Annotated in this window: 29 protein-coding genes; 19 read left to right on the top strand and 10 right to left on the bottom strand. The window is 70.4% G+C overall.

What is annotated here, in order from left to right; genetic code table 11:
* Positions 1-11: 11 nt before the first annotated feature.
* The 6 genes from EER30_RS25415 (at position 12) to EER30_RS25440 (ending at position 3889) form a co-directional block, all read left to right on the top strand.
* Complete coding sequence (locus EER30_RS25415) at positions 12-836, top strand: DUF1206 domain-containing protein (RefSeq protein ID WP_127503112.1); 825 nt, start codon at positions 12-14, stop codon at positions 834-836.
* Between the two features lie 97 nt (positions 837-933).
* Positions 934-2079: a mechanosensitive ion channel family protein gene (locus EER30_RS25420; protein ID WP_127503113.1), complete on the top strand. Its 1146-nt coding sequence runs from the start codon at positions 934-936 to the stop codon at positions 2077-2079.
* 80 nt (positions 2080-2159) lie between these two features.
* On the top strand, positions 2160-2597 hold the full coding sequence (locus EER30_RS25425) for a phage holin family protein (protein WP_127503114.1): 438 nt from the start codon (positions 2160-2162) through the stop codon (positions 2595-2597).
* On the top strand, positions 2594-3094 hold the full coding sequence (locus EER30_RS25430) for a DUF3618 domain-containing protein (protein ID WP_127503115.1): 501 nt from the start codon (positions 2594-2596) through the stop codon (positions 3092-3094). The genes EER30_RS25425 and EER30_RS25430 overlap by 4 nt, the downstream gene beginning before the upstream one ends.
* Positions 3091-3363 carry a DUF4235 domain-containing protein gene (locus tag EER30_RS25435; RefSeq protein WP_127503116.1) on the top strand — a complete coding sequence of 91 codons (273 nt, stop codon included), beginning with the start codon at positions 3091-3093 and terminating at the stop codon, positions 3361-3363. Before EER30_RS25430 ends, EER30_RS25435 begins: the two co-directional genes overlap by 4 nt.
* 322 nt (positions 3364-3685) lie before the next feature.
* A complete protein-coding gene (locus EER30_RS25440) occupies positions 3686-3889 on the top strand; it encodes a cold-shock protein (RefSeq protein WP_011905669.1) in 204 nt (67 codons plus the stop codon).
* Between the two features lie 94 nt (positions 3890-3983).
* On the opposite strand, the gene EER30_RS25445 is transcribed toward EER30_RS25440, so the two are convergent.
* The gene (locus EER30_RS25445) at positions 3984-4187 is read right to left on the bottom strand and encodes a hypothetical protein (protein ID WP_240670295.1); all 204 of its coding nucleotides are present in this window, start codon (positions 4185-4187) and stop codon (positions 3984-3986) included.
* 89 nt (positions 4188-4276) lie between these two features.
* Entirely contained in the window at positions 4277-5254 is a 978-nt protein-coding gene (locus EER30_RS25450; protein ID WP_127503118.1) for an aldo/keto reductase, read from the bottom strand.
* Between the two features lie 70 nt (positions 5255-5324).
* Between EER30_RS25450 and EER30_RS25455 the strand changes: the two genes are divergently transcribed.
* Both EER30_RS25455 and EER30_RS25460 read left to right on the top strand, forming a co-directional pair.
* Positions 5325-6200 (top strand): methyltransferase domain-containing protein, encoded by an 876-nt coding sequence (locus EER30_RS25455; protein ID WP_127503119.1) that lies wholly within the window; start codon positions 5325-5327, stop codon positions 6198-6200.
* On the top strand, positions 6197-7210 hold the full coding sequence (locus EER30_RS25460; protein WP_127503120.1) for an adenosine deaminase: 1014 nt from the start codon (positions 6197-6199) through the stop codon (positions 7208-7210). The genes EER30_RS25455 and EER30_RS25460 overlap by 4 nt, the downstream gene beginning before the upstream one ends.
* Here EER30_RS25460 and EER30_RS47315 read toward each other — a convergent pair.
* From EER30_RS47315 to EER30_RS25475, 4 genes are all read right to left on the bottom strand, one after another.
* Positions 7198-7347 carry a hypothetical protein gene (locus EER30_RS47315; protein WP_164842478.1) on the bottom strand — a complete coding sequence of 50 codons (150 nt, stop codon included), beginning with the start codon at positions 7345-7347 and terminating at the stop codon, positions 7198-7200. The genes EER30_RS25460 and EER30_RS47315 overlap by 13 nt on opposite strands.
* Before the next feature lie 20 nt (positions 7348-7367).
* On the bottom strand, positions 7368-9497 hold the full coding sequence (locus EER30_RS25465) for an RICIN domain-containing protein (protein ID WP_127503121.1): 2130 nt from the start codon (positions 9495-9497) through the stop codon (positions 7368-7370).
* A gap of 113 nt (positions 9498-9610) precedes the next feature.
* The gene (locus EER30_RS25470) at positions 9611-10984 is read right to left on the bottom strand and encodes a HAMP domain-containing sensor histidine kinase (protein ID WP_205650422.1); all 1374 of its coding nucleotides are present in this window, start codon (positions 10982-10984) and stop codon (positions 9611-9613) included.
* A 17-nt stretch (positions 10985-11001) separates the two neighbouring features.
* The gene (locus EER30_RS25475) at positions 11002-11691 is read right to left on the bottom strand and encodes a response regulator transcription factor (RefSeq protein WP_127503122.1); all 690 of its coding nucleotides are present in this window, start codon (positions 11689-11691) and stop codon (positions 11002-11004) included.
* Between the two features lie 137 nt (positions 11692-11828).
* On the opposite strand from EER30_RS25475, the gene EER30_RS25480 reads away from it, so the two are divergent.
* The 4 genes from EER30_RS25480 (at position 11829) to EER30_RS25495 (ending at position 15825) form a co-directional block, all read left to right on the top strand.
* On the top strand, positions 11829-12704 hold the full coding sequence (locus EER30_RS25480; RefSeq protein WP_127503123.1) for an ADP-ribosylglycohydrolase family protein: 876 nt from the start codon (positions 11829-11831) through the stop codon (positions 12702-12704).
* A 90-nt stretch (positions 12705-12794) separates the two neighbouring features.
* Positions 12795-13976 (top strand): sensor domain-containing diguanylate cyclase, encoded by a 1182-nt coding sequence (locus EER30_RS25485; protein WP_127503124.1) that lies wholly within the window; start codon positions 12795-12797, stop codon positions 13974-13976.
* An 85-nt stretch (positions 13977-14061) separates the two neighbouring features.
* Positions 14062-15246 carry an RNA-guided endonuclease InsQ/TnpB family protein gene (locus EER30_RS25490; RefSeq protein WP_205650414.1) on the top strand — a complete coding sequence of 395 codons (1185 nt, stop codon included), beginning with the start codon at positions 14062-14064 and terminating at the stop codon, positions 15244-15246.
* A gap of 63 nt (positions 15247-15309) precedes the next feature.
* A complete protein-coding gene (locus EER30_RS25495) occupies positions 15310-15825 on the top strand; it encodes an HIT family protein (protein WP_127503126.1) in 516 nt (171 codons plus the stop codon).
* Here the strand turns inward: EER30_RS25495 and EER30_RS25500 are convergent.
* Entirely contained in the window at positions 15800-17959 is a 2160-nt protein-coding gene (locus EER30_RS25500; protein ID WP_127503127.1) for an elongation factor G-like protein EF-G2, read from the bottom strand. The two genes, EER30_RS25495 and EER30_RS25500, sit on opposite strands and share 26 nt — an antisense overlap.
* Before the next feature lie 177 nt (positions 17960-18136).
* Here EER30_RS25500 and pgsA point away from each other — a divergent pair, with 177 nt between their 5' ends.
* Genes pgsA through EER30_RS25520 form a run of 4 tightly spaced genes read left to right on the top strand, consistent with a single transcriptional unit; the run spans position 18137 to position 21362 of the window.
* Positions 18137-18766 (top strand): phosphatidylinositol phosphate synthase, encoded by a 630-nt coding sequence (gene pgsA, locus EER30_RS25505; protein WP_127503128.1) that lies wholly within the window; start codon positions 18137-18139, stop codon positions 18764-18766.
* Positions 18763-19626: a phosphatidylinositol mannoside acyltransferase gene (locus EER30_RS25510; protein ID WP_127503129.1), complete on the top strand. Its 864-nt coding sequence runs from the start codon at positions 18763-18765 to the stop codon at positions 19624-19626. The genes pgsA and EER30_RS25510 overlap by 4 nt, the downstream gene beginning before the upstream one ends.
* Positions 19627-19636: 10 nt before the next feature.
* A complete protein-coding gene (locus tag EER30_RS25515; RefSeq protein ID WP_127503130.1) occupies positions 19637-20791 on the top strand; it encodes a glycosyltransferase family 4 protein in 1155 nt (384 codons plus the stop codon).
* 25 nt (positions 20792-20816) lie between these two features.
* On the top strand, positions 20817-21362 hold the full coding sequence (locus EER30_RS25520; RefSeq protein WP_127503322.1) for a hypothetical protein: 546 nt from the start codon (positions 20817-20819) through the stop codon (positions 21360-21362).
* A 50-nt stretch (positions 21363-21412) separates the two neighbouring features.
* Here EER30_RS25520 and pdxS read toward each other — a convergent pair whose 3' ends face one another.
* The 3 genes from pdxS to EER30_RS25535 all read right to left on the bottom strand — a co-directional run bounded on the left by pdxS (position 21413) and on the right by EER30_RS25535 (position 23427).
* The gene (pdxS, locus tag EER30_RS25525; protein WP_127503131.1) at positions 21413-22309 is read right to left on the bottom strand and encodes a pyridoxal 5'-phosphate synthase lyase subunit PdxS; all 897 of its coding nucleotides are present in this window, start codon (positions 22307-22309) and stop codon (positions 21413-21415) included.
* A gap of 270 nt (positions 22310-22579) precedes the next feature.
* Positions 22580-22996, bottom strand: coding sequence for a VOC family protein (locus EER30_RS25530; RefSeq protein WP_127503132.1), 417 nt, complete (start codon positions 22994-22996; stop codon positions 22580-22582).
* A complete protein-coding gene (locus EER30_RS25535; RefSeq protein ID WP_127503133.1) occupies positions 22993-23427 on the bottom strand; it encodes a helix-turn-helix transcriptional regulator in 435 nt (144 codons plus the stop codon). The genes EER30_RS25530 and EER30_RS25535 overlap by 4 nt, the downstream gene beginning before the upstream one ends.
* A 23-nt stretch (positions 23428-23450) precedes the next feature.
* Between EER30_RS25535 and pdxT the strand changes: the two genes are divergently transcribed.
* From pdxT to EER30_RS25550, 3 genes are read left to right on the top strand one after another with little or no spacing between them, the layout of a single operon-like run.
* A complete protein-coding gene (gene pdxT / locus EER30_RS25540) occupies positions 23451-24047 on the top strand; it encodes a pyridoxal 5'-phosphate synthase glutaminase subunit PdxT (RefSeq protein ID WP_127503134.1) in 597 nt (198 codons plus the stop codon).
* Between the two features lie 18 nt (positions 24048-24065).
* A complete protein-coding gene (locus EER30_RS25545) occupies positions 24066-24818 on the top strand; it encodes a YebC/PmpR family DNA-binding transcriptional regulator (protein WP_127503135.1) in 753 nt (250 codons plus the stop codon).
* A gap of 43 nt (positions 24819-24861) precedes the next feature.
* A complete protein-coding gene (locus EER30_RS25550) occupies positions 24862-25413 on the top strand; it encodes a Uma2 family endonuclease (protein WP_127503136.1) in 552 nt (183 codons plus the stop codon).
* The last annotated feature ends 31 nt before the right edge of the window (positions 25414-25444 follow it).

The following is a 25444-nucleotide window of genomic DNA, read 5'->3' on the forward strand; positions in this document are numbered from 1 at the left end:
TTCATCACGTCATGACATCCGCTGCCTCGAACGTCAAGAGCACCGCCTCGAAGGCCGCGAACAGCAAACCGCTGGAGTACCTGGCCCGGGGCGGATTCATCGGTTACGGCATCATCCACCTCATCTTCGCGTGGATCGCCCTGCAGGTGGCGTTCCAGGGCTCGTCGCAGGAGAGCGACCAGTCCGGCGCGCTGCAGACGCTGGCCGGCAACGGTCTCGGCAGGACGCTGCTCGTGATCATCGTGATCGGCATGATCGCGATGGCGATCTGGCAGGCCTTCGAGGCCGCGATCGGCGAGAGCGGTGAGCAGACCAAGGGTGCCATGGCCGAGCGGGTGCTCTCCGGCGTGCGGGCCATCCTCTACCTCTATCTGGCGTGGACCGCCGTCAAGGTGCTGCAGGGCTCGAACGCCTCGATGGGTGACAACTCGCAGAGCAAGACCTCGACCCTGATGGACAGCGCCGGAGGCCGCTGGCTGGTCGGCCTGATCGGGCTCGTCGTGGTCGGCGTCGGGATCGGCATGGCGATCTACGGCTGGCGCGAGAAGTTCGTCAAGCACCTCAACACCGGCGAGATGCCCCACGGCACCCGCCGCCCGATCATCCGGCTCGGGAAGGCCGGTTACATGGCCAAGGGGACGGCGTACGCCATCGCGGGCATCCTGGTCGTGTCGGCCGCGGTCACCTACGACCCGGACAAGGCGCGCGGCCTGGACGCGGCGCTCAAGACGCTGGCCGCGAACTCGTGGGGCGTGTGGCTGCTCGCGCTGATCGCGCTGGGCATCGCGTGCTTCGGGGTCTACTGCATCGCGCAGGCCAAGTACCGGAAAGTGTGAGTAACACCCGTCCTTCGTGCGGGAGGGTTGCGAATGCGGCAGACCTGGGCAAGCTAGGTCGCTGGCATTCGCAACTTTCCTGTTGAAGGAGTTAGACGTGCCCAGCGTTCTGAAGGCCCTGCTCGTCGTCGCGGCGTCGGCGGGGCTCGCCCTGGTGCTGGTCGGCATCCTGCACCGCCTGACCCAGCGTCTCGGGCGTAAGTCCGAGCTCGCGGCGGATCTGGCCCGCACGGCCCACAAGCCGTTCCTGGCCACCGTGACCCTGTTCGCGATCCAGCAGGCGATCCGCGCCGGCGCGGGCGAGTTCCCGGCCCGCGCGGGCGTCCTGCACGCTCTGGTCATCTGTTTCATCGCCGCGTTCGCGTGGCTCGTCGGAGCGTTCGTGCTCGTGCTGGAGGACGCGGCGCTGTCGCACTGGCGCACCGACATCCCCGACAACCTGCGCCGCCGGCGCCTCAAGACCCAGGTCGTCATGGTCCGCCGGCTCACCGTGGCCGCGATCGTCGTGCTCGCCCTGGGCGTGGTGCTGATGACTTTCCCGGGCATCCGTGCGCTCGGGGCCAGTGTGCTCGCCTCGGCCGGCATCGTCAGCGTCGTCGCGGCGCTCGCCGCGCAGAGCACGCTCGGCAACGTCTTCGCCGGGCTGCAGCTCGCGTTCAGCGACGCCGTGCGGGTCGACGACGTGGTGGTGGTCGAGGGGGAGTGGGGCCGCATCGAGGAGCTGACCCTCACGTACGTGGCGGTGCAGATCTGGGACGACCGCCGGCTGCTGCTGCCGACGTCCTACTTCACGACCAAGCCGTTCCAGAACTGGACCCGCTCGTCGTCGGCGGTGCTCGGCACGGCCGAGCTGGACGTGGACTGGGCCACCGAGATCGAGCCGCTGCGCGCCGAGCTGAAGGCCGTGTGCGAGGGCTCGGAGCTGTGGGACGGCCGGGTCTGCGTGCTGCAGGTGGGCGGCACGGTGCGCCTGCGGGCGCTGGTGAGCGCGAGCGACGCGCCGTCGCTGTGGGACCTGCGCTGCCTGGTGCGCGAGCGGCTGGTGACCTACATCTGGGCGCACCAGCGGGATTCGCTGCCGCGCTACCGGGCCGACCTCGACCGCGCCACGGTGACGCCCTCGCGTCCCACCCCGCTTCCGGATGCCGGCAGCAGCCGCATGTTCACCGGCCAGGACGGCGACGAGCGGGCCGCGGCGTTCTCCGGACCGGACGAACAGGTGCCTGTTTCCGCCCATCGGTGACGTGTTCTGGCGGGTTTCGCGCAACAGGATTGACTCTCCGATGATCAGGGCATACACCGGGTCATGGAAAGGAGGACACGATGGCCGATGTTCTGAACGGCGGCCAGCCCAAGGCGGTTGCCGATCAGTCCACCGCCGAGTTGGTGCAGCGCGCGACCGAGCAGGTGAGTCGCCTCGTCCGTGAGGAGATCGCCCTCGCCAAGGCGGAGCTTGCTGTGAAGGGCAAGCATGCCGGCATCGGTATCGGCCTCTTCGGCACCAGCGGCGTGCTGGCTATGTACGGCGTTGGCGCCGCGATCGCCACCCTGATCATTGTCTTCAACCTGTTCCTGGACCTCTGGCTGGCCGCGCTGATCGTCACCGCCGCGATCTTCGTGCTGGCCGGCATCCTCGCCCTGATCGGCAAGAGCCAGGTCACCAAGGCCGTCCCGCCCGAGCCCACCCACGCGATCGCCAGCGTGAAAGCCGATGTCGACGAGGTAAAAAACGCCGTCAAGGAAGGCCGAATCCACCCATGAGCGAGAAGAACGGGTCGGCGCCGAAACCGTCGATCAACGAGTTGCGCGCTGACATCAGGCAGACGCGTGAGGAACTCGGTGAGACGGTGCAGGCCCTCGCGGCCAAGGCCGACGTGAAGGCCCGGGCCAAGGAGCAGGTCGAGCAGACCAAGCAGAAGGTCAAGGCCCAGGCCGTCGAGGCGACCGAGAGGGTACGGGACGCGGCCGTGGCCGCCGCGGGTGTGGTGAGCGGCAAGGTTCGCGAGGCGACCGACCAGGCCACCACCGCGGCCGGAACCGTCGGGCACAAGGCGTCTACCGCGGCCGGGGCCGTCGGGCAGAAGGCGACCACCGCGGCCGGCGTTGTGGGGGAGAAAGCCGACCAGGCATCCTCGAACGAACTCGTCGTCGACCTCCGCCAGAAAGTACGGAACAGCCCCGTTCCTCTTCCGCTGGTTCTCGCCGGAGTGGCAGCGATCGTCGGTGTCATTCTGATCGTCCGGGGGCGGCGCCGGTGAGCGGCAAAGTGTCCAAGCTGGCCTACAAGCCGGTCGGGTTGCTGCTCGGCATCGGGGCGGGCACGCTCGCCGGCTTCGTGTTCAAAGAGATCTGGCGACTGGCCGGCCACGACAACGACGCACCGAACGCAACCGATGAGGATCGGGGCTGGGGCGAGATTCTCGCGGCGGCCGCGTTGCAGGGTGCGATCTTCGCTCTCGTGAAGGCGGCCGTCGATCGAGGTGGAGCCGTCGGTGTTCGGAAACTGACTGGTCAATGGCCTAGTTGAGACGTGGGTTAACGGTCAAGGGTCTCCCGGTTCGCGAGAGCGAAGTGGGGGCCCTTTTCCATATCCGCGGACGTTAATTCGAATCTTCCGAGGGGCAGCTTTGCGGGCTGCTTTTCAGGTACAGTGTGCCCAGTTTTTGCGTACGTGGTTCGCTGCTTCCGCCCGATCAAGGGATGCCGGCCCGTCACACGATGACGTCCGGTGTCTTGCGATCACGGCGGATGGGACGTCCTCTGAAAGGCCGCCTCACGGCGCCGCTGCTCGAAAACGGTCATCGGCCCGGGGTATAACAGGGTCGGCATTTTCAGAAGGAGAGTTCAGCATGGCGCAAGGAACCGTGAAGTGGTTCAACGCAGACAAGGGCTTCGGCTTCATCACCGTCGACGGCGGGGGTGCTGACGTGTTCGTCCACTTCTCGGCCATCCAGACGAGCGGTTACCGCACTCTGGAAGAGAACCAGCGGGTCGAGTTCGAGATCGCCCAGGGTCAGAAGGGCCCGCAGGCGGAGCAGGTTCGCCCGCTCTGAGACACACGCCGATCGTAAGATCGGCTGCCGATCGCCTGGCGGAGGTCGGCTCCGACGCAGAAACCCCCGCATCCTTGTGGATGCGGGGGTTTCGTCATTTCTGGGCGGCGGCCTCGGCCCGTTTCGCGCGCGTTCTCGTGCGCTCTCCAAGAATGATCAAAATCAGTCCCGCGACGGCGACGACCGGACCGATGATCGACCAGATGCCGACCCCGGTCATGCGGCTTCCCTCGAGAATGTCAAGACCCTGCAGTGTCCACAGAGCACCGACCACGACACCGAGCACGCCGAGCGCCATCGGAAGCCATCCGTGCAGCCTTTTCGGCGGCACCGGGGGCGACGAAGGCGACGATGATGGCGACGGCTGCGGGGGCGGTGCCGGTTCGTTCACCATTTGTCGTGAACCTGCGGGCGAATGAGCTCGTCATAGACCTCGCGAACGCCCGCCTTGGCCGCGTCGGTAAGCGGCGGAAGGTCAGCCACGGCGGCATTAGCGGTGGCCTGCGAAGGATTGCGCGCGCCGGGAATGACAACGGTGACGCCGGGCTGGTCGAGAACCCAGCGCAGCGCGAACTGGGCCATCGTGTAGCCCTCGGGAACCAGGGGCCGCAACCGTCGTACGGCTTCGAGGCCGGTCTCGTAGTCCACACCGGAGAAGGTCTCGCCGACGTCGAACGACGCGCCGTGCCGGTTGTAGTTGCGGTGGTCGTTCGCGGCGAACGTGGTGTGCTCGTCGTAGCGGCCGGAGAGCAGGCCACTGGCCAGCGGCACGCGGGCGATGATGCCCACCCCGGCCTCGGCGGCGGCCGGCAGCACCCGCTCGAGCGGCTTGAGCCGGAACGCGTTCAGGATGATCTGGACGCTGGCGGTGCCCGGGCGGGCGATCGCCGTGAGCGCCTCGTCGACCTTCTCCACACTCACGCCGTACGCCTTGATGCGCTTTTCCTCGACCAGGGTGTCGAGAGCGTCGAAGACGGCGTCGGACGAGAAGACGGGGGTCGGCGGGGTGTGCAACTGCACGAGGTCGAGCGTGTCGACGCCGAGGTTGGCGCGCGACCGGTCGGTCCACGCGCGGAAGTTGTCGAGGGTGTAGTTGGCCGGTTCCTGCGGGACCCGGCGGCCCATCTTGGTGGCCACGGTCAGCCCGGGGCGGGTTTTGATGAACGAGCCGATGATCTGCTCGCTGCGGCCGTCGCCGTAGACGTCGGCGGTGTCGATGAACGTGACGCCCGCGTCGACCGCGGCCTGCAGGGTCTCGTGAGCGTCGGACTCGCTCACCTCTCCCCAGTCGGCGCCGAGCTGCCACGCGCCGAGGCCGACCACGCCGGCCGTCCGTCCCATCCTGCGAAAACTGCGATTCTCCACGGGTATTGACCCTACCGGCCTCCTGATAGCGTGCCTACAAGACGTACGTACGGTTTGGAAGGGAGCGATCATGTGGGATGCCGCGGTTTATCGTCGCTTCGGCAGCGAACGCTCACGCCCTTTCTTCGACCTCGTCGGCCGGATCGGGGACGCGGGGCCGGAGGCAGTCGCCGGCCGGATCGGTGATGTGGGACCGGAGGCTGTCGCCGGGCGGGCCGTAGCTTCGGGGCCGCGGGCCGTCGTCGATCTGGGCTGCGGGCCCGGTGAGCTGACCGCCACGCTGGCCGAGCGGTGGCCGGGCGCGCGGATCACCGGGGTCGACTCGTCGCCCGAGATGATCGCGAAGGCGACGGAGATGGTCGCGGACGGAACCAAGACGCCGGCGGGCCCGGTCTCGTTCGAGCTCGGCGACGTGCGCGACTGGCGGCCCACGCCCGAGACCGACGTGCTGGTCACCAACGCGGCCCTGCAATGGGTGCCCGAGCACCGCGACCTGCTTGCCCGCTGGGCCCGCGAGCTGCCTCCCGGGGCCTGGCTGGCGATGCAGGTGCCCGGCAACTTCGGCGCGCCCTCGCACGTGCTGCTGCGGGCGGTGGGACAGCGCTACGGCCTCGGTGATCTGCTGCGCGAGGCGCCCGTCGACGACCCGGCCGGTTACGCCGCCCTGCTCACCGCAGCCGGCGCGACGGTCGACGCCTGGGAGACCACCTACCTGCACCTGCTGCCGGCCGACGGGCCGGACCATCCGGTGCTGCGCTGGATGGAGGGGACGGCGTTGCGGCCCGTCAAGGCCGCGCTGGACCAGAATGCGTGGCAGGCGTTCCGCGCCGACCTGGCGCGGGAGCTGACCGGCGCCTACCCGGCGACCGGCGAGTACGTCGCGTTTCCGTTCCGCCGCGTCTTCGTGGTGGCCCGGACCGCAGATCCAGAAGGGACCACCAGGTGACCGAGCTGACCTCGTTCATCGCCGGCCTGCCCAAGGCCGAGCTGCACGTCCACCACGTGGGGTCGGCGTCGCCGCGGATCGTCGCCGAGCTGGCCGCCCGGCACGAGGGTGACACGCCGGTGCCCGCCGACCCGGCCGCGCTGGCCGACTACTTCGCGTTCCGCGACTTCGCGCACTTCATCGAGGTCTACCTGAGCGTGGTCGACCTGATCCGCGACGACGAGGACGTGCGGATGCTGACCTACGAGGTGGCCCGTGAACTGGCCCGCCAGCAGGTCCGGTACGCCGAGCTGACCCTCACGCCCTACTCCAGCGTCAAGCGGGGCATCGCCGCCGAGGCCTACTGCGCCGCGATCGAGGACGCCCGCCGGTCCGCCGCGGCCGACTTCGGCATCGACCTGCGCTGGTGCTTCGACATTCCGGGCGAGGCCGGTCTGCCCGCGGCCGAGGAGACGTTGCGGGTCGCGCTCGGCCAGCAGCCCGCCGGGCTGATCAGTTTCGGGCTGGGCGGCCCCGAGATCGGCGTGCCCCGGCCGCAGTTCAAGCCCTACTTCGACAAGGCCCGCGCGGCCGGGCTGCACAGCGTGCCGCACGCGGGCGAGACGACCGGGCCGCAGACGATCTGGGACTCGCTGCGCGACCTGGGCGCCGAGCGGATCGGGCACGGCATCGCGGCCGCGCGGGACCCCGAGCTGATGGCCTACCTGGCCGGGCACAACATTCCGCTCGAGGTCTGCCCGACCTCGAACGTGCGCACCCGGGCGGTCGCCTCCCTCGACGAGCACCCGCTGGCCGTGCTGGTCGGCGCGGGCGTGCCGGTGAGCATCAACTCCGACGACCCGCCGATGTTCGGTACCACGCTCGAAGAGGAGTACGCGGTCGCGGCGAAGCTGCTCGACCTCGACGAGCAGGGCGTACGGGGGCTGGCCCGGGCCGCCGTCGAGCAGAGCTTCCTCGACCCGGGCGGTAAGGCCACGCTGCTCGCCGAGATCGACGCCTACAACGCGTAGAGCGGCTCCTGCCAGATCGCCAGCACCACGACGGTGCCCACCGTCAGCACGGCGATCCAGCGCACCAGCCGGCGCCGGTTGAACCTGGCCGGGCCCTCCCCGGGCTCGGCCAGGGGACGATCCAGGGTGTCACGCATGTTTGTGCCCTCCCGGTTGACTAGTCGGGAACCGCCGACCAAGCCTGGTGGCGCTGGCCGTTGCCCGTCTGCAGGACGAGCACGCGGTGCGCGCCGAAACGCTGTTCGCCCACGCCGGCCACGAGATCGCCCGTGGTGCGCAGGGTGAAGCCGTAGACGGAGGCCTGCAGCGTCCAGCGGGCCGCGTCGCCGCCGCACGCGACCTGCACCAGCGGGGCGCCCGCGACCGCCTTCCCGTCGAGCGCGCCGACGCACTTGCCGGTCGCCCGCGAGACCATCGTGTACGTGTTGCGGCCGGCCGGCACGAGCTTCCACTGCTGCTGGGCGTCGTCGTCGGTGCCGCTGAGCGTCAGCGGCGTGCCGGTCGCCGCGCGGGCCGCGTAGAGGTCGGCCGCCCCGCCGGTCAGCGCGTTGGTCAGGGTGAACCACGAGTTCTGCGCGGGCCGGGCGGCCGGCGCGGTCTCGGCCGCGGCGCGGGCCGCGTATTTCGGACCCGACTTCACGACCACCTGGTATTTCGCGTCGGGCTTCAGACCGATCAGGCGGGCCCGCGTGGCCTTGGTCGTGGCGACCGGCTGCCCGCCGACCCAGACCTGGTACGTCGCCTGGGCCGAAGCCGCGCTCCAGGTGAGCCGCACCGAACTGCTCGTCGCGTCGCGCACCTCGAGGACCGCCTGAACGGGATCGGCCGGGGCCGCCACCGTCTCGCGCGGCGGGCCGGGCGTCGACGAAGTGACCGGGGCGCTGGGCTCCTCGACGGGCGGCGTCTCGCCGGGGATGACCGAGGGGGACGGCGGGGCGTCACCCGAGTCGGTCAGCGGCGGCGCGGTGTCGCCGCTGGTGCTCGGCGTCGGATCGGCCGGGGTGCTGGCGCTGGGGACCGGGTCGGGGGCGGGGCCGCCGGCGTCCGGGATGTCGTCGCCGCCGTCGCTGCGCAGCAGGAACTCGCTGCGCGCCACGTTCCAGTTCTCGTCGAGATAGCTGCCCGGCTTCGGGTTGGTGCTGAAGTAGTCGTCGTGACCGCAGTCGAGCCGGGTCTCGTGCTTCTTCGGGCACGCCGTTCGCACGGGCTTGCCGGAGCGGTCGGGCCCGCAGAGCAGGTCGTGGTCGTCGAGGCAGCCGCCCGCGCCGCTCGAGTTGGGCGAGCCGATCAGCGTCGCGCCCAGCGAGTGGGTCAGCTCGTGGGCCGCCATCGCCGAGCTCCAGCAGCCGGCGTCGACCCGGGCGTACGAGGGTCCGCCGTTGTTGCGGTTGCCCAGGCCCGGGCGCCGGTCGGCCACGTAGGTCGCGATGCCGCAGTACACATTGGCATCCGCGAAGATCAGGTACTTACGGTCGGTGCGGTTGTAGCCGAGCGTGCGCAGAGCGTCGATGTTGCCGGCGAACGAGGACAGCTTGCCCCCGGGCAGCTCCACCTCGGACACGTCGACCCGGCACTGCGGGGTGGTCACGAAGCGCACGTGACGGGAGCCGCCGGTCTCGCCCGCGCTCTCGTCGAAGATCTGGTCGACCCCGGACGACCACAAGCGGATCGAGCCGAGGAAGTCGGTGTAGCGGCTCGGAGCACCGGCCGCGTGCAGGTAGAGCACCTGCACGCGCTTGCCCGAGCGGCCGTCGCCCTCGCAGGCCACGTCGTGCGCGCCCATGATGAAGTCGGCCTCGCCGGGCGCCGCGTCGGGCACCAGGGCCGGGGCGTCGGCGGTCAGCGCGCTGCCGCCCTCGTCGCGGGCGATCTCGGCGTCGGCCGGCACGTCGGTTGCGCTCTCGCGGGCCGGCTGCTGGGGCTCGGGTGCCTTGGCCGTGACCGGGGTGACGTCCTGGCGCACCTTGAGCCCGGCCGGAGCCTCGTCGGGGCCGTGCGAGCAGGTCACGTCGTCGAGCTCGTAGGAGCCGGCGCAGAGCGTGCCCGCCTTGGCGGCCTTGAGTCCCTGATAGACCAGGCCCTCGTCCGGCTTGTCCTTGGGCAGGGACGACAGGGCCAGGTTGTGCGAGTCGGGACGGTCGGCCACCACGTTCTCGACCACGCTCGGGCCGACGACGCCGCCCACGCCGAGCAGCGCCAGGCCGAGCGCGACCGGCAGCAGCCGGTGCGGCTTCGACGAGACGGCACGCCGGTGCCCACGCAGGACCGGCCGGCGGTGCGTGGACAAGGCCTCTCCTTGCTGGGCGGGAGCGCGATGGGCGGGAGAACTCCGAACATTGCCAGCCCGGTCCCGGGAGCGGAACGCCTTTAATGCAGATCTAAGCAAGAGCTCGGTCCGCTTCACTCGGAACGGGCGGGGCGGCTGCCACGCTCCCGGGCCAGGCGGCCGACGAGCCCGAAACGGCTGGCCTGTTTGGGTGCCGCCTCGGCGTCGGCGAACAGCATGACCACGCTCGCGCCGCCCATCGCGGCCCGGTCGAGGCTGACCGAGCCACCCGCGGACAGCGCCGCGCGGCGGGCGATGTCGAGCCCGAGCCCGGTGGAACCCTGGTTGCTCTGGCCACGCTGCATCGCTTTCTCAGGATCTCCGATGCCGGGGCCGGCGTCGTCGACCCGGACCGCGACCCAACCGTCGCGCCGGGAGATGCCCACCTCGAACGCCGTGCCCTGGGGGGTGTAGCGGAATACATTACCCAGGATCGCGTCCAGGGCGGCAGCGAGTTCCGCCCGGGCGACCGGCACCGGGATGCGCAACTGGGCGCCGACCACCCGGTAGGGACGGTTCTGGTCGCCGGCCAGCGCCGACCAGAACGTCATGCGTTCGCGCACGACCTCGCTGGCGTCGCAGACCCCCGTCTCGGGCGCCGCCGCGACCTGGGCCGCGACCGCCTGGCGGGTGGTGTTGATGAGCTCGTTGACCTCGCCCTCGAGGGTGACGATGGCCTGCCGGATGCGCCGGATGCCGCGACGGCGGTCGATCTCGTCGGCGCTCAGGTCGATGATCTGGGTGTCGTCCGGGTCGAGTTGCTCGGCGTCCAGCCGCAGCGCGGTCAACGGGGTGCGCAGCCGGTGCGACAGGTCGGCGACCATCTCGCGCTCGCTGGTGCGCGAGGTCACCAGGCGGTCGGCCATGCGGTTGAAGGCGTACCCGGCCTCGGCCAGCTCGCGCGGACCGGAAGGCTGGATGCGCACGCCGAGGTCGCCGCCGCCGACGGCCATCGCCGCCTGCACCAGGTTGCGGGCCGAGTTCACCGCGCCCCGGGCCAACCGGTCGACCACCACGACGCTGCCCGCGACCAGCACGAACGCGATGCCGAGGAGCAGCCACCAGTCGCCCCCGGAACCCTCGGAGAGCTCGCCCTCGGGCACGAAGACCTCGATCACCGACGTACGCCCCGACGCCGTGACCGGTTCGAGCCGGACGACTCCACCGGCGACGTCAGCCGTGATCGTCGAACCGCTGGACGCGGCGTGCTGCACCTCGTCGCCGGGAGCACGGCCGCCGGCCGTCTCGCCCGGCGGATGCACCTTGACCCGCTCGCCCGCGACGGCGGCCAGGCCCTTGGCGCTCGCACCGGCCGTGATCGCGCCGGCCACCCGGGCACTGTGCCGCTCGGCGGCCACGAGCGCCTGGGCGCGGTGGTCGCTGCGCAGCTGCAGGCCGAGCGGGATGAGGAAGGCGAGAGCGGCGACGGCGGTGGTCGCGGCGGTGATGTAGGCCAGGCGGCCTCTCAGTCCGGCGCCACCAACCGGAATCCGACCCCCCGCACGGTGCGCAGGTAGCGGGGCTTCGCCGCGGACTCGCCCAGCTTCCGGCGTAGCCAGTACAGATGGACGTCGATTGTTTGATCCTCGCCGACCGATGGCTGTCGCCATACCTCCTCCAACAGCTCGCGACGGGACACCACCCGGCCGGGGCGGGCGGCCAGGTAAGCCAGCAGGTCGAACTCCTTGCGAGTCAGCGCGAGCGTTTGATCGGCAAGGGTGGCACTGCGTTCGCCGACGTCGACACGCAGCTCGCCGACCTCGTGCACGGCGGGCTGGGCGGCGCGGCTGGCCCGCCCGACGCGGCGCAGCACGGTGGCTATGCGCGCGTCGAGGTGGGCGCCGGTGAACGGTTTGACCATGTAGTCGTCGGCGCCGGCCCGCAGCAGGCGGACGACGGTCTGCTCGTCGTCGCGCGCGGTGGCGATGATGATCGGGACGTCGGTGATGCCGCGCAGCATGCGCAGGGCGTCGGAGCCGTCCAGGTCGGGCAGGCCGAGATCGAGCACGACGAGATCGGGCGTCTCGGCGGCGACACGACGCAACGCGTCCAGCGCCGTGCCGACGGCGTGCACGGCATGCCCCCGGTCGGCGAGCGAGCGGAGCATGGCGCCGCGCACGACGTGATCGTCTTCGACGAGCAACACCGTGGCCATGCGAAGAAGGTACTGGGTCAGACACGCAGGGCCTAACCGGTGATTCAGGGACACCTTTCGATCACGTACCGTAACTGCCTTTAGTCCGGACAGGGGCGGTGGGCGGGGCGGTCGGATGGTTACCATCCGATGTGCCGATGTCGTTCATTCTTTTTCCCGGTACGCGCCTGGCGCTGGCGCTCGAGAGCCTGGCGGGCCTGAGCGTCGGCGACGCGCTGGGCGCGCAGCACTTCGTTGCTCGGGTCGACACCACCGACCCGCCGCCGGCGCCCTGGCCCTGGACCGACGACACCGAAGAAGCGTGCTGCCTGGTGGCGGCGCTGGGCGAGGGCGACTTCGATCGGGACGGGTTCGCCGACCGGCTGGGCCGCCACCACGACCCCTACCGCGGCTACGGCCCGGGCGCGGTCGTGATGTTGCGCGAGATCCGCGAGGGGCTGCCGTGGCCGATCGCGGCGGCGGCCGCCTTCGACGGGCAGGGTTCGGCCGGCAACGGCGCCGCCATGCGGGCCGCCCCGCTGGGCGCCTGGCACGCCGACTCCCTCGCGCACGCGGCCGCCCAGGGGGCCCGCGCGGCCGAGGTCACCCACGCCCACCCCGAGGGCATCGCCGGGGGAGTGGCGGTCACGGTGGCCGCGGCGGTGGCGACGGCCGGGCGGCTCGACGGGCACCGGCCCGCGCTGCTGCGGACGGTGGCCGCGCACACTCCCGAGGGACACGTGCGCGACGGCCTGATTCGGGCCGGCCGGCTGCGCGATGTGGGCGAGGCGGCGTACGAGCTGGGTAACGGCGCCCGGGCGATGGCGCGCGACACCGTGCCGTTCGCCGTCTGGGTCGCCGACCGGTTCCTCGACGACTATCCGGCCGCGATCGCGGCGTGCCTGCGCGCGGGCGGCGACGTCGACACCACCTGTGCCATCGCCGGGGGCATCGTGGCGGCGTACACGGGCCTGGCCGGGATCCCGGAGGACTGGCTGGCCGCGCGCGAGCCGCTGCCGAAGTGGCTGGGCTAGGTCTTCGGCCCGGCACCATTCCGAAACAGGCCTGGGTGTGATGTCCAGCCAGGTCCTCAAGTGGGTGGCGGGCGCGCCGATTCTGCTTTCATGCCCAGGGCCAACAGTCTCTTCGTCGTCGCCGGTCTCGCTGTCGTGGCCGCGTGGTCGGTGCTGCACCAGAGTTGGAGCGGCACGGCCCAGGCCGTCGTCGTCGCCGCCGTCCTGTTAGTCGTGGTGCGCCTGCTGGCCGGCCGCGACGCCGACCTGCGCGCGCTGCGCCGGGCGGTCTCGCGCGAGCAGGTGCTCAGCGAGCTCGGCACCGCGCTGATCACCACCACCGACGTGGCCGACGTGCACCGCCTCGCCGTGGGGGCGGCCGGCACCCTGCTGGCCGACTGCCCCGGCGCCCGGGCGACCATGATCGGGCTGGACGCCGGCGCGTTCAAGGTCACCGAGGCGGCCGGTGCGCACGCCGACGCGATCGTGGGCCGCTCGGTGCCGGCCACCGAGGCACCCGCGGGCCTGATCAGCCGGCTGCTCGCCGGGGAGATCGTCGTCGTGCGCGACCTGGCCGCGCTCGGCTACCCCGACCTGGAGCCCGAGGTCGACCGGCCGTACACGCTGATGCCTCTGACCAACGGTGACCGGTTCTTCGGCGTCCTGTCGGTCAGCGCCCAGGACGACCTGCCGGACGAGGTTCTTCAGTCGTTGCGGGCGTTGTGGGCCCAGGTGGCGCCGGCGCTGGCGAGCTCGGCGCTGACCGCCGAGCTGACCGAGCGGGCGACGCGCGACCCGCTGACCGGCCTCGGCAACCGCGCGATGCTGCGGGAGCGGCTGGCTGCCGCCCTGGCCCGGGCCGGGCGCAGCGGGCGGCCGGTCGGTGCGCTGATGCTCGACCTCAACGGCTTCAAGCAGGTCAACGACGCGCACGGGCACAACGTGGGCGACCAGCTGCTGCAGGTGGCCGCCGAGCGGCTGCACACCTGCGTGCGCGAGGGCGACACGGTCGGGCGGCTCGGCGGCGACGAGTTCGTGGTCTTCACCGAGAACGTGTCCTCGGCCCGCGACGCGCTGCTGGTCGCCGAGCGGATCGTGACGGCCCTCGACGAGCCGATCAACATCGGCGCTCGCCGGCTGCGCACCCCGGCCAGCGTCGGCGTGGCGCTCTCGCACGTGGGCGCCTCGAACCTGGACGAGCTGCTGCGGCTGGCCGACGCCGCGATGTACCAGGCCAAGCGGCGCGGCGGCGGCATCCACCTGCACGGAGCGGCCCAGCGTCAGCCGGCGTGATCGAAATGCGTAGCGCACGGACCAAGCTCCAGTTGTCGGTCAGCTCGCCAGCTTCTGTGGTGGGTAGCGGTACCCAGTTATGTCCGTGATTCTGCGATCGAACAGCATTATCGTGTTCGGGGCGATCTGCCGGGCGGTGTGGAACACGGGCTTGGAGCAGCGCCGCGAATATCGGCGGCGTGGTGCGTGGATCAATTATGTTGATCAGGCCCGGCAGTTGGCCGAGGCGAAAAAAGACCCTCTCTGCGGATGGCTGACCATCGCGCCGTCGCACATCCTCCAGCAGACCTTGCGGGACTTGGAGAGAGCGTGCAAGACCCACGGCACGTGGAAGGTCCGCTGGCGTTCGAAGGCCAGGACTGCACCCTCGTTCCGGTTTCCGGACCCGAAGCAGATCCGGGTCGAACGGCTCAATCGCCGCTGGGGACGGGTGCTTCTGCCGAAGCTCGGCTGGGTGCGGTTCCGCTGGACCCGGCCGCTGGGCGGGGCGATCCGTAACGCCACTGTCGTGCGCGACGGTGGTCGCTGGTATGTCGCGTTCTGCGTCGAGGATGGGGTCGCCGAGGTTCCTCCGAATGGAAAATCCGCGGTCGGGGTCGATCTGGGTGTGGCCGTTGCGGTGGCGACCAGCGACGGCGTCATGCATGACCGGGAGTTCGTCACCGCAGGCGAGCAGCGCCGGATGCGGCGGTTGCAGCAGCGTCTGGCCCGGTCCCGGCGGGTCCACGGCCGCGCTCGGCAGTCGAAGCGCCGTGACGCCGTACGCGCCCAGATGGGCCGGCTCCACGCCCGCATACGTGCCCGGCGCACGGACTTCGCCGCACAGACTGCCCACTACCTGACGACTGAGCACGGCTTGGTCGTCGTCGAGGACCTGCGTGTCACGAACATCACCCGCTCGGCAAGGGGCACCGCCGAGCAGCCAGGTGTCAACGTTCGGCAGAAGGCCGGCCTGAACCGGGCCGTCCTGAACAAGGGATGGGGTGGGTTCCTGCTCGCCCTGGATCATGCGGCGCGCTGTCACGGCGCGACTGTGGTCAAGGTCAATCCTGCCTACACGTCTCAGCGGTGCTCCCGCTGCGGCCATGTGGATGCGAAGTCCCGTAAGAGCCAAGCGGGGTTCGTGTGCGTCGGCTGCGGCTATCGGGACAACGCGGACGTGAACGCGGCGAAGAACATCCTCGCGGCCGGACTGGCCGTGACCGGGCGTGGAGGCCTTGCCGTTGGGCGGCCGTTGAAGCGCCAACCACCCGGACGGCTCGTGGCGTGAACGCGCCTCAGCAGTGGGAATCCCCGGCTTTGGACGCGGGGAGGAAGTCAATAGGCTTCGCGTGTGACCGGAGAACCCGACAGCCTGGAACGGCTGTGGACGCCGCACCGATTGACCTACGTCACCGGCGAGGAGAGGCCCGAGGGGTACGAGGAACCGGCCGGTTGCCCCTTCTGCCTCGCGCCCGCCGTCGACAGCCTGGTCGTCGCGCGCGGCGAGCTGGTCTTCGCGGTGCTCAACCTCTATCCCTACAACCCGGGCCACCTGATGGTCTGCCCCTACCGGCACGTCGCCGACTACACCGATCTCACCGAGGACGAGACGGTCGAGGTCGCGGCCTTCACGCGTACGGCGATGCGCGTGATCCGGTCGGTGAGCAGCCCGCACGGCTTCAACCTGGGCATGAACCAGGGTGCGGTGGCCGGCGCCGGCATCGCCGCCCACCTGCACCAGCACGTGGTGCCCCGGTGGGGCGGCGACGCCAACTTCATGTCGGTGGTGAGCCGCACGAAGGTGTTGCCTCAGCTGCTCGACGACACCCGCCGACTGCTGATCAAGGCCTGGCCGTCTCCTTCTTGACGTTGTCGGCCAGGTGCGGCGGCATCGGCTCGTGGCGGGCGTAGGTGCGGGTGAACGTGCCCGCGCCCGACGAGATCGCGCGCAGTTCGACGGCGTACCGGACGAGCTCGGTCGCGGGAACCTCGGCGCGCACCAGGCTGTACGTCGAGCCGTCCTCGCTCTCGCTGCCCAGCGGGCGGCCGCGGCGGCCCGAGAGGTCGCTCATCACCGCGCCGACGTAGGTCTCGGGGACCCGTACGACGATCTCGTCGATCGGCTCGAGCAACGTGAGCTGGCCGATCGCCGCCGCCTCGCGCAGGGCCAGGGCCCCGGCCGTCTGGAACGCGGCGTCCGACGAGTCGACGCTGTGGGCCTTGCCGTCGTAGAGCGTCACGCGCAGGTCGACCACCGGGTAGCCGGCCGCCAGCCCTCGGTCGAGCTGGGCGCGCACCCCCTTCTCGACCGACGGGATGTAGTTGTGCGGCACCGCGCCGCCGACGACCTTGTCGACGAACTCGAAGCCGGACCCGCGCGGCAGCGGCTCGACGTGGATGTCGCAGACCGCGTACTGCCCGTGGCCGCCGGACTGCTTCACGTGCCGCCCGTGGCCCTTGGCGGCCGAGCCGAACGTCTCGCGCAGCGGCACCTTGACCGGCTCGGTGTCGAGCTCGACGCCGCCCGCGCGCAGCCGGTCGAGCACCACGTCGGCGTGCGACTCGCCCATCGTCCAGAGCACGAGCTGATGGGTGTCGGGGTTGCGCTCGAGCCGCATGGTGGGGTCGCCGGCGACCAGCCGGGCCAGGTTCTTGGCCAGGTTGTCCTCGTCGGAGCGCGACTTGGCGACCACGGCGATCGGCAGCAGCGGCTCGGGCATCGCCCACGGCTCCATCAGCAGCGGCTGGTCTTTCCCGCTGAGCGTGTCGCCGGTCTCGGCGCTGCCCGACTTGGTGATGGCGCAGATGTCACCGGCGATCGCGTACGCCACCTCGCGTAGCTGGGCGCCCAGCGGGGAGTAGACGTGCGCGACCCGCTCGTCGGCGTCGTGGTCGGGATGCCCCCGGTCGGCCAGGCCGTGGCCCGAGACGTGCAGCACCTGCTCGGGCCGCAGCGTGCCCGAGAAGACCCGCACCAGTGAGACGCGCCCCACGTGCCGGTCGATGGTGGTCTTGACCACCTCGGCCACCAGCGGGCCGTCGGGGTCGCAGAGCAGCGGCGGGCGGGCCGAGCCGTCCACCCCGGTCACCACCGGCAGGTCGTGCTCCAGCGGCGACGGCGCGCCGCTGACCAGGCCGTCGAGCAGCGCGTCGAGCCCGACGCCGGTGCCTGAGCAGACCGGGATGACGGGATAGAAGTTGCCCCGGGCGACCGCCTTCTCGAGGTCGGGCAGCAGGGTGTCGGTGCTGATCAGCTCGCCGGCGAGGTAGCGGTCCATCAGGGACTCGTCCTCGCTCTCGGCGATGATGCCCTCGATGAGCGCGTTGCGGTCGTCGGCGATCGGGTTCAGGTGCTGCGGCTCGGCCTCGCCGACGCGCGGCGGGTAGCCCTCGGAGTAGTCGAGCACGCGCAGGGTGACCAGGCCGATCAGGCCGGCCACGGACTCGCCGTCGTCGCCGAGCATCGGCTGGTAGATCGGCATCACGTTCTCGCCGAACGCCTCCTGGCAGTCGGCCAGGGTCTCTTCGTAGTCGGCGCGCGGGTGGTCGAGCCGGGTGATCGCGACGGCCCGGGGCATGCCGACCGCGGCGCACTCCTCCCAGAGCGCGGCGGTGGCCTCGTCGACGCCGTCGACGGCCGAGACGACGAAGAGCGCGGCGTCCGCGGCCCGCAGGCCGGCGCGCAGCTCCCCGACGAAGTCGGCGTAGCCGGGGGTGTCCAACAGATTGATCTTGACGTCCTGATGAACGAGCGGCGCGCAGGACAGCGACACCGAACGTTGCTGGCGGATCGCGGCGGGATCGTGGTCCGACACCGTGGTGCCGTCGGTCACCGAGCCGGCGCGGGAGATCGTCCCGGTGGCCGCCAGCAGGGCCTCCACCAGGGTGGTCTTCCCCGAGCCGGAGTGTCCCACCAGCACCACGTTGCGTACTCTGCCGGGCTCGGTCACCACCGGCGCCGTCGCGCCGTTGAGCCCCTTCTCCGAGGTCTTCTGCGCCATGGCGGCCGCTCCTGTCCGTTTCGAGACTGTTAACGACGCTGCTCTTGAAATCCCACACCCAGCGCTGTCCCGGAGGCAACCCTTTGTAGTTGGCAAACGTCGCAGAAGAAGACCTTACGGCCATGACCTCGTGCCGGGGCGCGGTGACCAGGTCACCGCCGATAAGCTGGGGCCGCCATGGCAAAGATCGTCCAAGTAACCGCGCGCGCCGTTGTCTCCTACGGCGTCAACCCGACCGCCCGCTTCCTGCTGCGCATCGGCGTCACGCCGAACGCCGTCACCATCGCCGGCACCGTGGGCGTGCTGATCGGCGCGTGGTTCGGAGCCCAGGGCCACCTCTTCTGGGGCACCTGGATCATCACGGCCTGTGCGCTGACCGACGTGCTCGACGGCACGATGGCCCGCATGCGAGGCAGCTCCGGCAAGTTCGGGGCCCTGCTCGACTCGTCCATGGACCGCATAGCCGACGGAGCCGTCTTCGGCGCGGTCGTCTACTACATGGCCAACCAGGGCAACCCGTACGGTGGCACGATCGCCGCGCTGATCAGCCTGGCCGCCGGTCAGGTCGTGTCGTACGTGAAGGCGCGCGCCCAGAGTCTCGGGCTCAACGCCGACGTCGGCATCGCCGAGCGGCTCGAACGGCTGGTCATCCTCGGCATCGGCGGCCTGATCGGCAGCGCCGGGGTCGACTGGGGGCTGCCGGCCGCGCTCTGGGTGCTCGCCGTGCTGTCGCTGATCACCGTGTTCCAGCGGCTGATCCACGCGGCCCGCACCGAGCCCCGTCCGGCCGAGGAACCGGCCGCGTGAAGGATCGGTTGATCGAGTTCGGCTACGCGGCCGGGTGGCGGGTGGCTCGTGCGCTGCCGCTGTCCGTCGCGCGCCGCCTCTTCACGGCCGCGGCCGACCGGGCGTACAAGAACAACGGCCCGGGAACTCAGCGCCTGCGCCGCAATCTTCAGCAGGTCGTGCCGGACATGCCCGACGAGCTGGTGCGCGACGGGCTGCGGTCCTACGCGCGCTACTGGCTCGAGGCGTTCCGGCTGCCCTCGCAGTCGAAGCAGCAGTTCCTGGACGGTTTCGGGATCGCCCCCGAGCAGTACGACATGTTGAAGTCGCTGGTCGCTGAGGGCAGGGGCGTTGTGCTCGCCCTGCCGCACGTGGGGAACTGGGACGCGGCGGCGGCCTGGGTCGTCTCGAACGGCTGGCCGATGGTCACCGTGGCCGAGCGGCTCAAGCCCGAGGGCGTGTACGAGCAGTTCGTGGCCTACCGCGAGAAGCTCGGCATGGAGGTGATCCCGCTCACCGGAGGGCAGCGGGCACCGCTCGACGTGCTGGCCGAGCGGCTCGGCCAGGGCTTCGTGGTGGCGCTGCTCAGCGACCGTGACCTGTCCCGCGGCGGGGTCGAGGTCGAATTCTTCGGCGGGCGCACGAAGATGCCGGCCGGGCCCGCGATCCTGGCCATCCGCACCGGGGCACCGCTGATCGCGGTCGACCTGTCGTTCACGCCGGCCCAGACGTACGCGGTGCTGCGGCGGATCACCCCGTCGACCGAGGGGGCGCTCGACGTGCGGGTCAAGGCGACCACCCAGCTGCTCGCCGACGCGTACGCGACCGGCATCGCCGACCATCCACAGGACTGGCACATGCTGCAGAAACTGTGGCTGTAGGGAGATTGCCGTGCGGATCGGGATCGTCTCGCCCTACTCGTTCGACGTGCCCGGCGGCGTGCAGAACCACATCATGGACCTGTCCGAGGCCCTGATGGGGCTGGGGCACGAGGTGAGCGTGCTGGCGCCGGCCGACGAAGATGCCGACCTCCCGCCGTACGTGGTCTCGGCCGGGCGGGCCGTGCCGCTGCCCTACAACGGGTCGGTGGCGCGGATCGCGTTCGGGCCGGTGTCGACGGCCCGGGTCCGGCGCTGGCTCAAGGCCGGGCAGTTCGACGTGCTGCACGTGCACGAGCCGATGACGCTGAGCCTGTCGCTGCTGGCCGTGCTGTCGGCGCGCGGGCCGGTCGTGGCGACGTTCCACACGGCCATCACGCGGTCGAAGTTCCTCTCGGTGGCCCAGGGCATGCTGCAACTGGTGGTCGAGAAGATCACGGCGCGGATCGCGGTGAGCGAGCTGGCCCGCAAGGTGCAGGTCGAGCATCTGGGCGGGGGAGCGGTGGAGATCCCCAACGGGGTGGCGGTGGCGAAGTTCGCCGCGGCGTCGCCGTTGGAAGGATGGCCGGGGGAGGGTGGGACGCTCGGGTTTCTCGGGCGGTTCACCGAGCCTCGGAAGGGCTTCGACATTCTGCGTACGGCTTTTGTCGCGCTCGCCCGGCAGCGGCCAGGCTTGCGGCTCCTGGTGGCCGGTCCAGGCGACCGCGACGAGCTTTACGACGAAATTCCGCCTGATCTGCACGATCGAGTGATATTTCTCGGTTTAGTGACTGAAGCGGACAAAGCTCGCATGTTGCGGAGCGTGGACGTTTATGTGGCACCGAACACCGGTGGTGAGAGCTTCGGCATGATCCTGACCGAGGCGATGGCGGCCGGCACGGCGATCGCGGCCAGTGATCTCGACGCGTTCCGCCGCGTGCTGGACGGTGGCCGGGCCGGGGCGCTCTTCCCCGCCGGGGACGCCGACGCCCTGTGTGTGCTGCTCGACGCCCTGCTCGACGACGGTGCGCGCCGTCGTGAGCTGGCTGAGGCGGCCGGGGAGGCGGTGGCGGCGTTCGACTGGCCCAGCGTCGCCCGTCGGGTGCTCGAGGTGTACGCCACGGCGATCGAGGCCACCGACGGTCGCGTCATGGACGACGAGTGGGCGGAACCACGCTCCGGCACCTGACACGGCCGGGCGCCGGGGCACTACGATTCCCGCCATGTGGTGGACGGTCGGTGTTGTCGCGGCGGTGGTGCTGCTCGCGATCTACCTCGGCTGGACGGCCCACCGGGTCGAGCGGGTGCACGTGCGGGCCCAGTCGGCCGAGCGCGCCCTCGACGCCCACCTGATGCGCCGCGCCGCCGCCGCCGCCGTCGTCGCCGAACAGGCCGAGATCATCGAGCTCTACGCGGCCGCCCGCCTCGCGCTCGACGCCGACCCCGACGAGCGCGAGTCCGCCGAGAACGACCTGACCCGCCAGCTGCAAGCCGTCCCGCTGGCCGGCCCCGACCCGGCCACCCGCACGTTGGTCGCCTCGAGCCGCCGCGTGGTGCTGGCCCGCCAGGTGCACACCGACCTGGTCCGCGACGCCCTGACCTCGCGCCGCCGCCCGCTGGTGCGTGCCCTGCGCATGGCCCGCCAATACCCGCGCCCGCAATATTTCGACATCGAAGAGCCCTCGATGCCCCCGGCGATCCCCGCTCCCGCTCCCGGTGCCGCCCCGGCCGAGCGAGCGGCTCCCCTCGAGTCGGTCTGATCGAAGCGTCACCGACCACCACGGCCCGTTGGGGTTGAAAAAGGCTGCTGTTACCAGCCGCGCTCGGAGAGGCGGTGCGGCACGGGCTCGTCCTCGACGTTGATGCCGACCATGGCCTCGCCGAGACCACGGGAGACCTTCGCGAGCACGTCGGGGTCGTCGTGGAAGGTGGTGGCCTTGACGATGGCGGCGGCGCGCTGGGCCGGGTTGCCCGACTTGAAGATGCCCGAGCCGACGAAGACGCCCTCGGCGCCGAGCTGCATCATCATGGCGGCGTCGGCCGGGGTCGCGATGCCGCCCGCGGTGAACAGCACCACCGGAAGCTTGCCCGCCTCGGCGACCTCGCGCACCAGATCGTAGGGGGCCTGCAGTTCCTTGGCCGCGACGAACAGCTCGTCCTCGGGCAGCGTCTGCAGACGGCGGATCTCCTGGCGGATCTTGCGCATGTGGGTCGTCGCGTTCGAGACGTCGCCGGTGCCGGCCTCGCCCTTCGAACGGATCATGGCCGCGCCCTCGGTGATGCGGCGCAGCGCCTCGCCCAGGTTGGTGGCGCCACAGACGAACGGAACCGTGAAGTTCCACTTGTCGATGTGGTTGGCGTAGTCGGCCGGGGTCAGCACCTCGGACTCGTCGACGTAGTCGACCCCGAGCGCCTGCAGCACCTGCGCCTCGACGAAGTGCCCGATGCGCGCCTTGGCCATCACCGGGATCGAGACGGCGTTGATGATGCCGTCGATCATGTCAGGGTCGGACATGCGCGACACGCCGCCCTGAGCGCGGATGTCGGCCGGCACCCGCTCGAGTGCCATGACCGCCACGGCCCCGGCGTCCTCGGCGATCTTCGCCTGCTCGGCCGTGACGACGTCCATGATGACGCCGCCCTTGAGCATCTCCGCCATTCCGCGCTTGACCCGAGCGGTCCCGACTGCGGGCTGATTGTCAGACATGGTGGCTCCTCGAAGCAGGTTTGGTGCCCCGAATTTAGCCGCGCGCGTCGTCCCGGCCGATGGCCAATCGCCCCCCAAGTGGCCTTGCCGCCACCCGGGCGCCGCTTGTGGATGCCCGGCCGAGCTGCCTGTGGACAACCTCGGGCAGCTCGGGGCGACCAGCCGGTCACCGCGACCGGCCACGCGAACCGGATGCCTGCACCGGGCTTCCCGGCGCAGACCTCGACCCGGAGGCTCTCCAGCGGTTGTCCACGGGCGTCGTGCGGATTGTCAGGCCGGGCCGAAGCTTCTCGGCTCGACCAGGACCAGCCAGTTGCCGGTGTTGTCGCGCATGACGGCCTCGACGCCGTAGGGGCGGTCGGACGGCTCCTGCAGGAACTCGACGCCGGCCGCGGCCAGCTCGGCGTGGGTCTTGCGGCAGTCGTCGACGCGCAGGCCGAAACCGCCCATCTGGCCCGACTCGAGCTGACCGCGGATGAAGTCGGCGGCCGCGGGCGACAGCGGCGGGCCGGGCGTCATCAGGGTCAGTTCCAGCTCGGGCTGGTTCGGGTGGGCCAGGGTCACCCAGCGCATCTCGCCCATCCGCGAGTCGACGCGGGGCTCGAAGCCGAGATGGCGCACGTAGAAGTCGCGGGTGGCGTCCTGGTCAAGGCAGTAGACGGTCATCAGCGAAACGTTGAGAATCATGCCTCGACGCTAGGGCCCGGGGCGGCTCCGGGCTTCTCCGAAATTGCTCCGGCCGGTTTTGCGGCGATCACGCCGTGCATGAAGAGCCAGCAGCCCGGGATGCGGGGCGTGCCCGAGGCCCAGCGGCGCTGGTAGGCGGCCGGACTCTCACCGACCAGCTCGCTGAACCGGGTCGAGAACGAGCCCAGCGACGTGTAACCGACCGCCATGCAGACCTCGGTGACGGTCAGGTTGGCGTACCGCAGCATCTCCTGGGCCCGGGCTATGCGGCGGCGCGACAGGTAGCGGATCGGTGTCTCGCCGTAGGTCGCACGAAACGCTCGTACGAGATGGAACCGGGACATGCCGCCCAGCGTGGCCAGATCGGTCAGCGTGAGGGGCGCCGTGCTGTGACGGTCGATGTGGTCACGCACCCTGCGCAGAGCGAACACGACCCGAGCCTAAGCTGGAAAACGTGAACATCGGAGTGCTGGCCCTGCAGGGAGACGTGCGCGAGCATCTCGCCGCGCTGGCCGAGAGCGACGTCCTGGCCCGGCAGATCCGCCGGCCCGAGGAACTCGCCGACGTCGAGGCCCTGGTCCTTCCCGGCGGAGAATCGACCGCCATCAGCAAGCTGGCCGTCTCGTTCGGGCTGCTCGACCCGATCCGCAAGCGGATCGCCGACGGCATGCCGGTCTACGGGTCGTGCGCCGGCATGATCCTGCTCGCCACGACAGTGCTCGACGGCCGCCCCGACCAGGAGTCGTTCCAGGGCATCGACATGACCGTGCGCCGCAACGCGTTCGGGCGGCAGGTCGACTCGTTCGAGGGCGACGTGCCGATCGAGGGCATCGAGGGCGGGGATTTTCACGCCGTGTTCATCCGCGCGCCGTGGGTCGAGGAGGTCGGCGACGACGTGCGGGTGTTGGGCCGCGTCAGAGACGGTCAGGCCGCCGGTAGGATTGTGGCCGTTCGGCAGGGGAACCTGCTCGCCACGGCTTTCCACCCGGAGCTCACCGGTGACCTGCGTGTTCATCGGTACTTCGTCGAGATGGTCCGCCAGGCCGCCTGAGACCACGGAGGTTGTTGCATGTCTGGCCACAGTAAATGGGCGACGACCAAGCACAAGAAGGCCGTCATCGACGCCAAGCGCGGCAAGATGTTCGCCAAGCTCATCAAGAACATCGAAGTCGCGGCGCGCACCGGTGGGGGCGACCCGGCGGGTAACCCGACGCTGTTCGACGCCATCCAGAAGGCGAAGAAGAGCTCGGTCCCCAACGACAACATCAACAACGCGGTCAAGCGCGGCTCGGGCCTCGAGGCCGGCGGCGCCGACTGGCAGACGATCATGTACGAGGGCTACGGCCCGAACGGTGTCGCCATCCTGATCGAGTGCCTCACCGACAACCGCAACCGCGCGGCCACCGAGGTGCGCACGGCCCTGACCCGCAACGGCGGCACGTTCGCCGACGCCGGCAGCGTGTCGTACCTGTTCAACCGCAAGGGCGTCGTGATCGTCCCGTCCGAGGGCATCAGCGAGGACGACCTGATGCTGGCCGTCCTCGACGCCGGCGCCGAAGAGATCAACGACATCGGCGAGTCGTTCGAGATCGTCTTCGAGCCGACCGACCTGCCCGCCGTGCGCAAGGCCCTGCAGGACGCGAACATCGAGTACGACTCGGCCGAGACCTCCCTGATCCCGACGATGAACGTCGAGGTCGACGAGGACGGCGCCCGCAAGGTCATGAAGCTGGTGGACGCCCTCGAGGACTGCGACGATGTCCAAGAGGTCTACACGAACGCCGACATCAGCGACGACGTGCTGGCCGCTATTGACGCGTGACATCTGGTCTAGCGACCAGTAGGGTAAGGGGGTGGCTACAGCTATGTCTGACTACAGGATGCCGCCGATCGGGGAGTTCGACGTCGATGATCTCGCCTCCTTGCCCAAGGAATTCCGCTACGAGCTGCACGCGGGGAACCTCCTCGTCATGACGCCGTCGACCTATTGGCACAAACTCATGGCCCGGCGGCTCCTGCTGATGCTTTACGCGGCCGGTTTCGAGGTCCTCCAGGACACTGGAATCCGCGGAGACCGGCCGCGTGATCTTCGGTTGCCCGACCTCGGTGTCGTCGCCCATCTGCCGACTGACGTGGCCGATTTCTCGAACCTGCCAGGATCCGCGTTCCAGTTGATCATCGAAATCGTGTCGGAGAACTCAGAGAACGGCGAGTACACCGAAAAGGCCCGCTGGTATGCCGAGCGGAGCATCTCGGAATACTGGATCGTCGACCGCGACGTCGAACGCTCACACGACGACGCCATCGTTCATCTGCACCGTCTGGCGCTGACCGGCGACCTCCCTCACTACGTTCAGGTTCGGTCGGCACGGCTGTCCGAGCTCGAGTCCGAGTACCGGGCGAAGAACGAGGCCTGACACCTGGTCGTGTGACCAGTATGGTGACGGG

It is taken from the genome of Actinoplanes solisilvae (assembly GCF_003999975.1).
GTDB lineage: Bacteria > Actinomycetota > Actinomycetes > Mycobacteriales > Micromonosporaceae > Actinoplanes > Actinoplanes solisilvae.

Bases quoted from the DNA above. Each gene is read 5' to 3' on its own strand.
- EER30_RS25415 (WP_127503112.1), top strand. From the start codon at position 12: ATGACATCCGCTGCCTCGAACGTCAAGAGCACCGCCTCGAAGGCCGCG.
- EER30_RS25425 (WP_127503114.1), top strand. From the start codon at position 2,160: ATGGCCGATGTTCTGAACGGCGGCCAGCCCAAGGCGGTTGCCGATCAG.
- EER30_RS25430 (WP_127503115.1), top strand. From the start codon at position 2,594: ATGAGCGAGAAGAACGGGTCGGCGCCGAAACCGTCGATCAACGAGTTG.
- EER30_RS25440 (WP_011905669.1), top strand. From the start codon at position 3,686: ATGGCGCAAGGAACCGTGAAGTGGTTCAACGCAGACAAGGGCTTCGGC.
- EER30_RS25445 (WP_240670295.1), bottom strand. From the start codon at position 4,187: ATGGCGCTCGGCGTGCTCGGTGTCGTGGTCGGTGCTCTGTGGACACTG.
- EER30_RS25455 (WP_127503119.1), top strand. From the start codon at position 5,325: ATGTGGGATGCCGCGGTTTATCGTCGCTTCGGCAGCGAACGCTCACGC.
- EER30_RS47315 (WP_164842478.1), bottom strand. From the start codon at position 7,347: ATGCGTGACACCCTGGATCGTCCCCTGGCCGAGCCCGGGGAGGGCCCG.
- EER30_RS25475 (WP_127503122.1), bottom strand. From the start codon at position 11,691: ATGGCCACGGTGTTGCTCGTCGAAGACGATCACGTCGTGCGCGGCGCC.
- EER30_RS25480 (WP_127503123.1), top strand. From the start codon at position 11,829: ATGTCGTTCATTCTTTTTCCCGGTACGCGCCTGGCGCTGGCGCTCGAG.
- EER30_RS25485 (WP_127503124.1), top strand. From the start codon at position 12,795: ATGCCCAGGGCCAACAGTCTCTTCGTCGTCGCCGGTCTCGCTGTCGTG.
- EER30_RS25500 (WP_127503127.1), bottom strand. From the start codon at position 17,959: ATGGCGCAGAAGACCTCGGAGAAGGGGCTCAACGGCGCGACGGCGCCG.
- pgsA (WP_127503128.1), top strand. From the start codon at position 18,137: ATGGCAAAGATCGTCCAAGTAACCGCGCGCGCCGTTGTCTCCTACGGC.
- pdxS (WP_127503131.1), bottom strand. From the start codon at position 22,309: ATGTCTGACAATCAGCCCGCAGTCGGGACCGCTCGGGTCAAGCGCGGA.
- EER30_RS25530 (WP_127503132.1), bottom strand. From the start codon at position 22,996: ATGATTCTCAACGTTTCGCTGATGACCGTCTACTGCCTTGACCAGGAC.
- EER30_RS25545 (WP_127503135.1), top strand. From the start codon at position 24,066: ATGTCTGGCCACAGTAAATGGGCGACGACCAAGCACAAGAAGGCCGTC.
- EER30_RS25550 (WP_127503136.1), top strand. From the start codon at position 24,862: ATGTCTGACTACAGGATGCCGCCGATCGGGGAGTTCGACGTCGATGAT.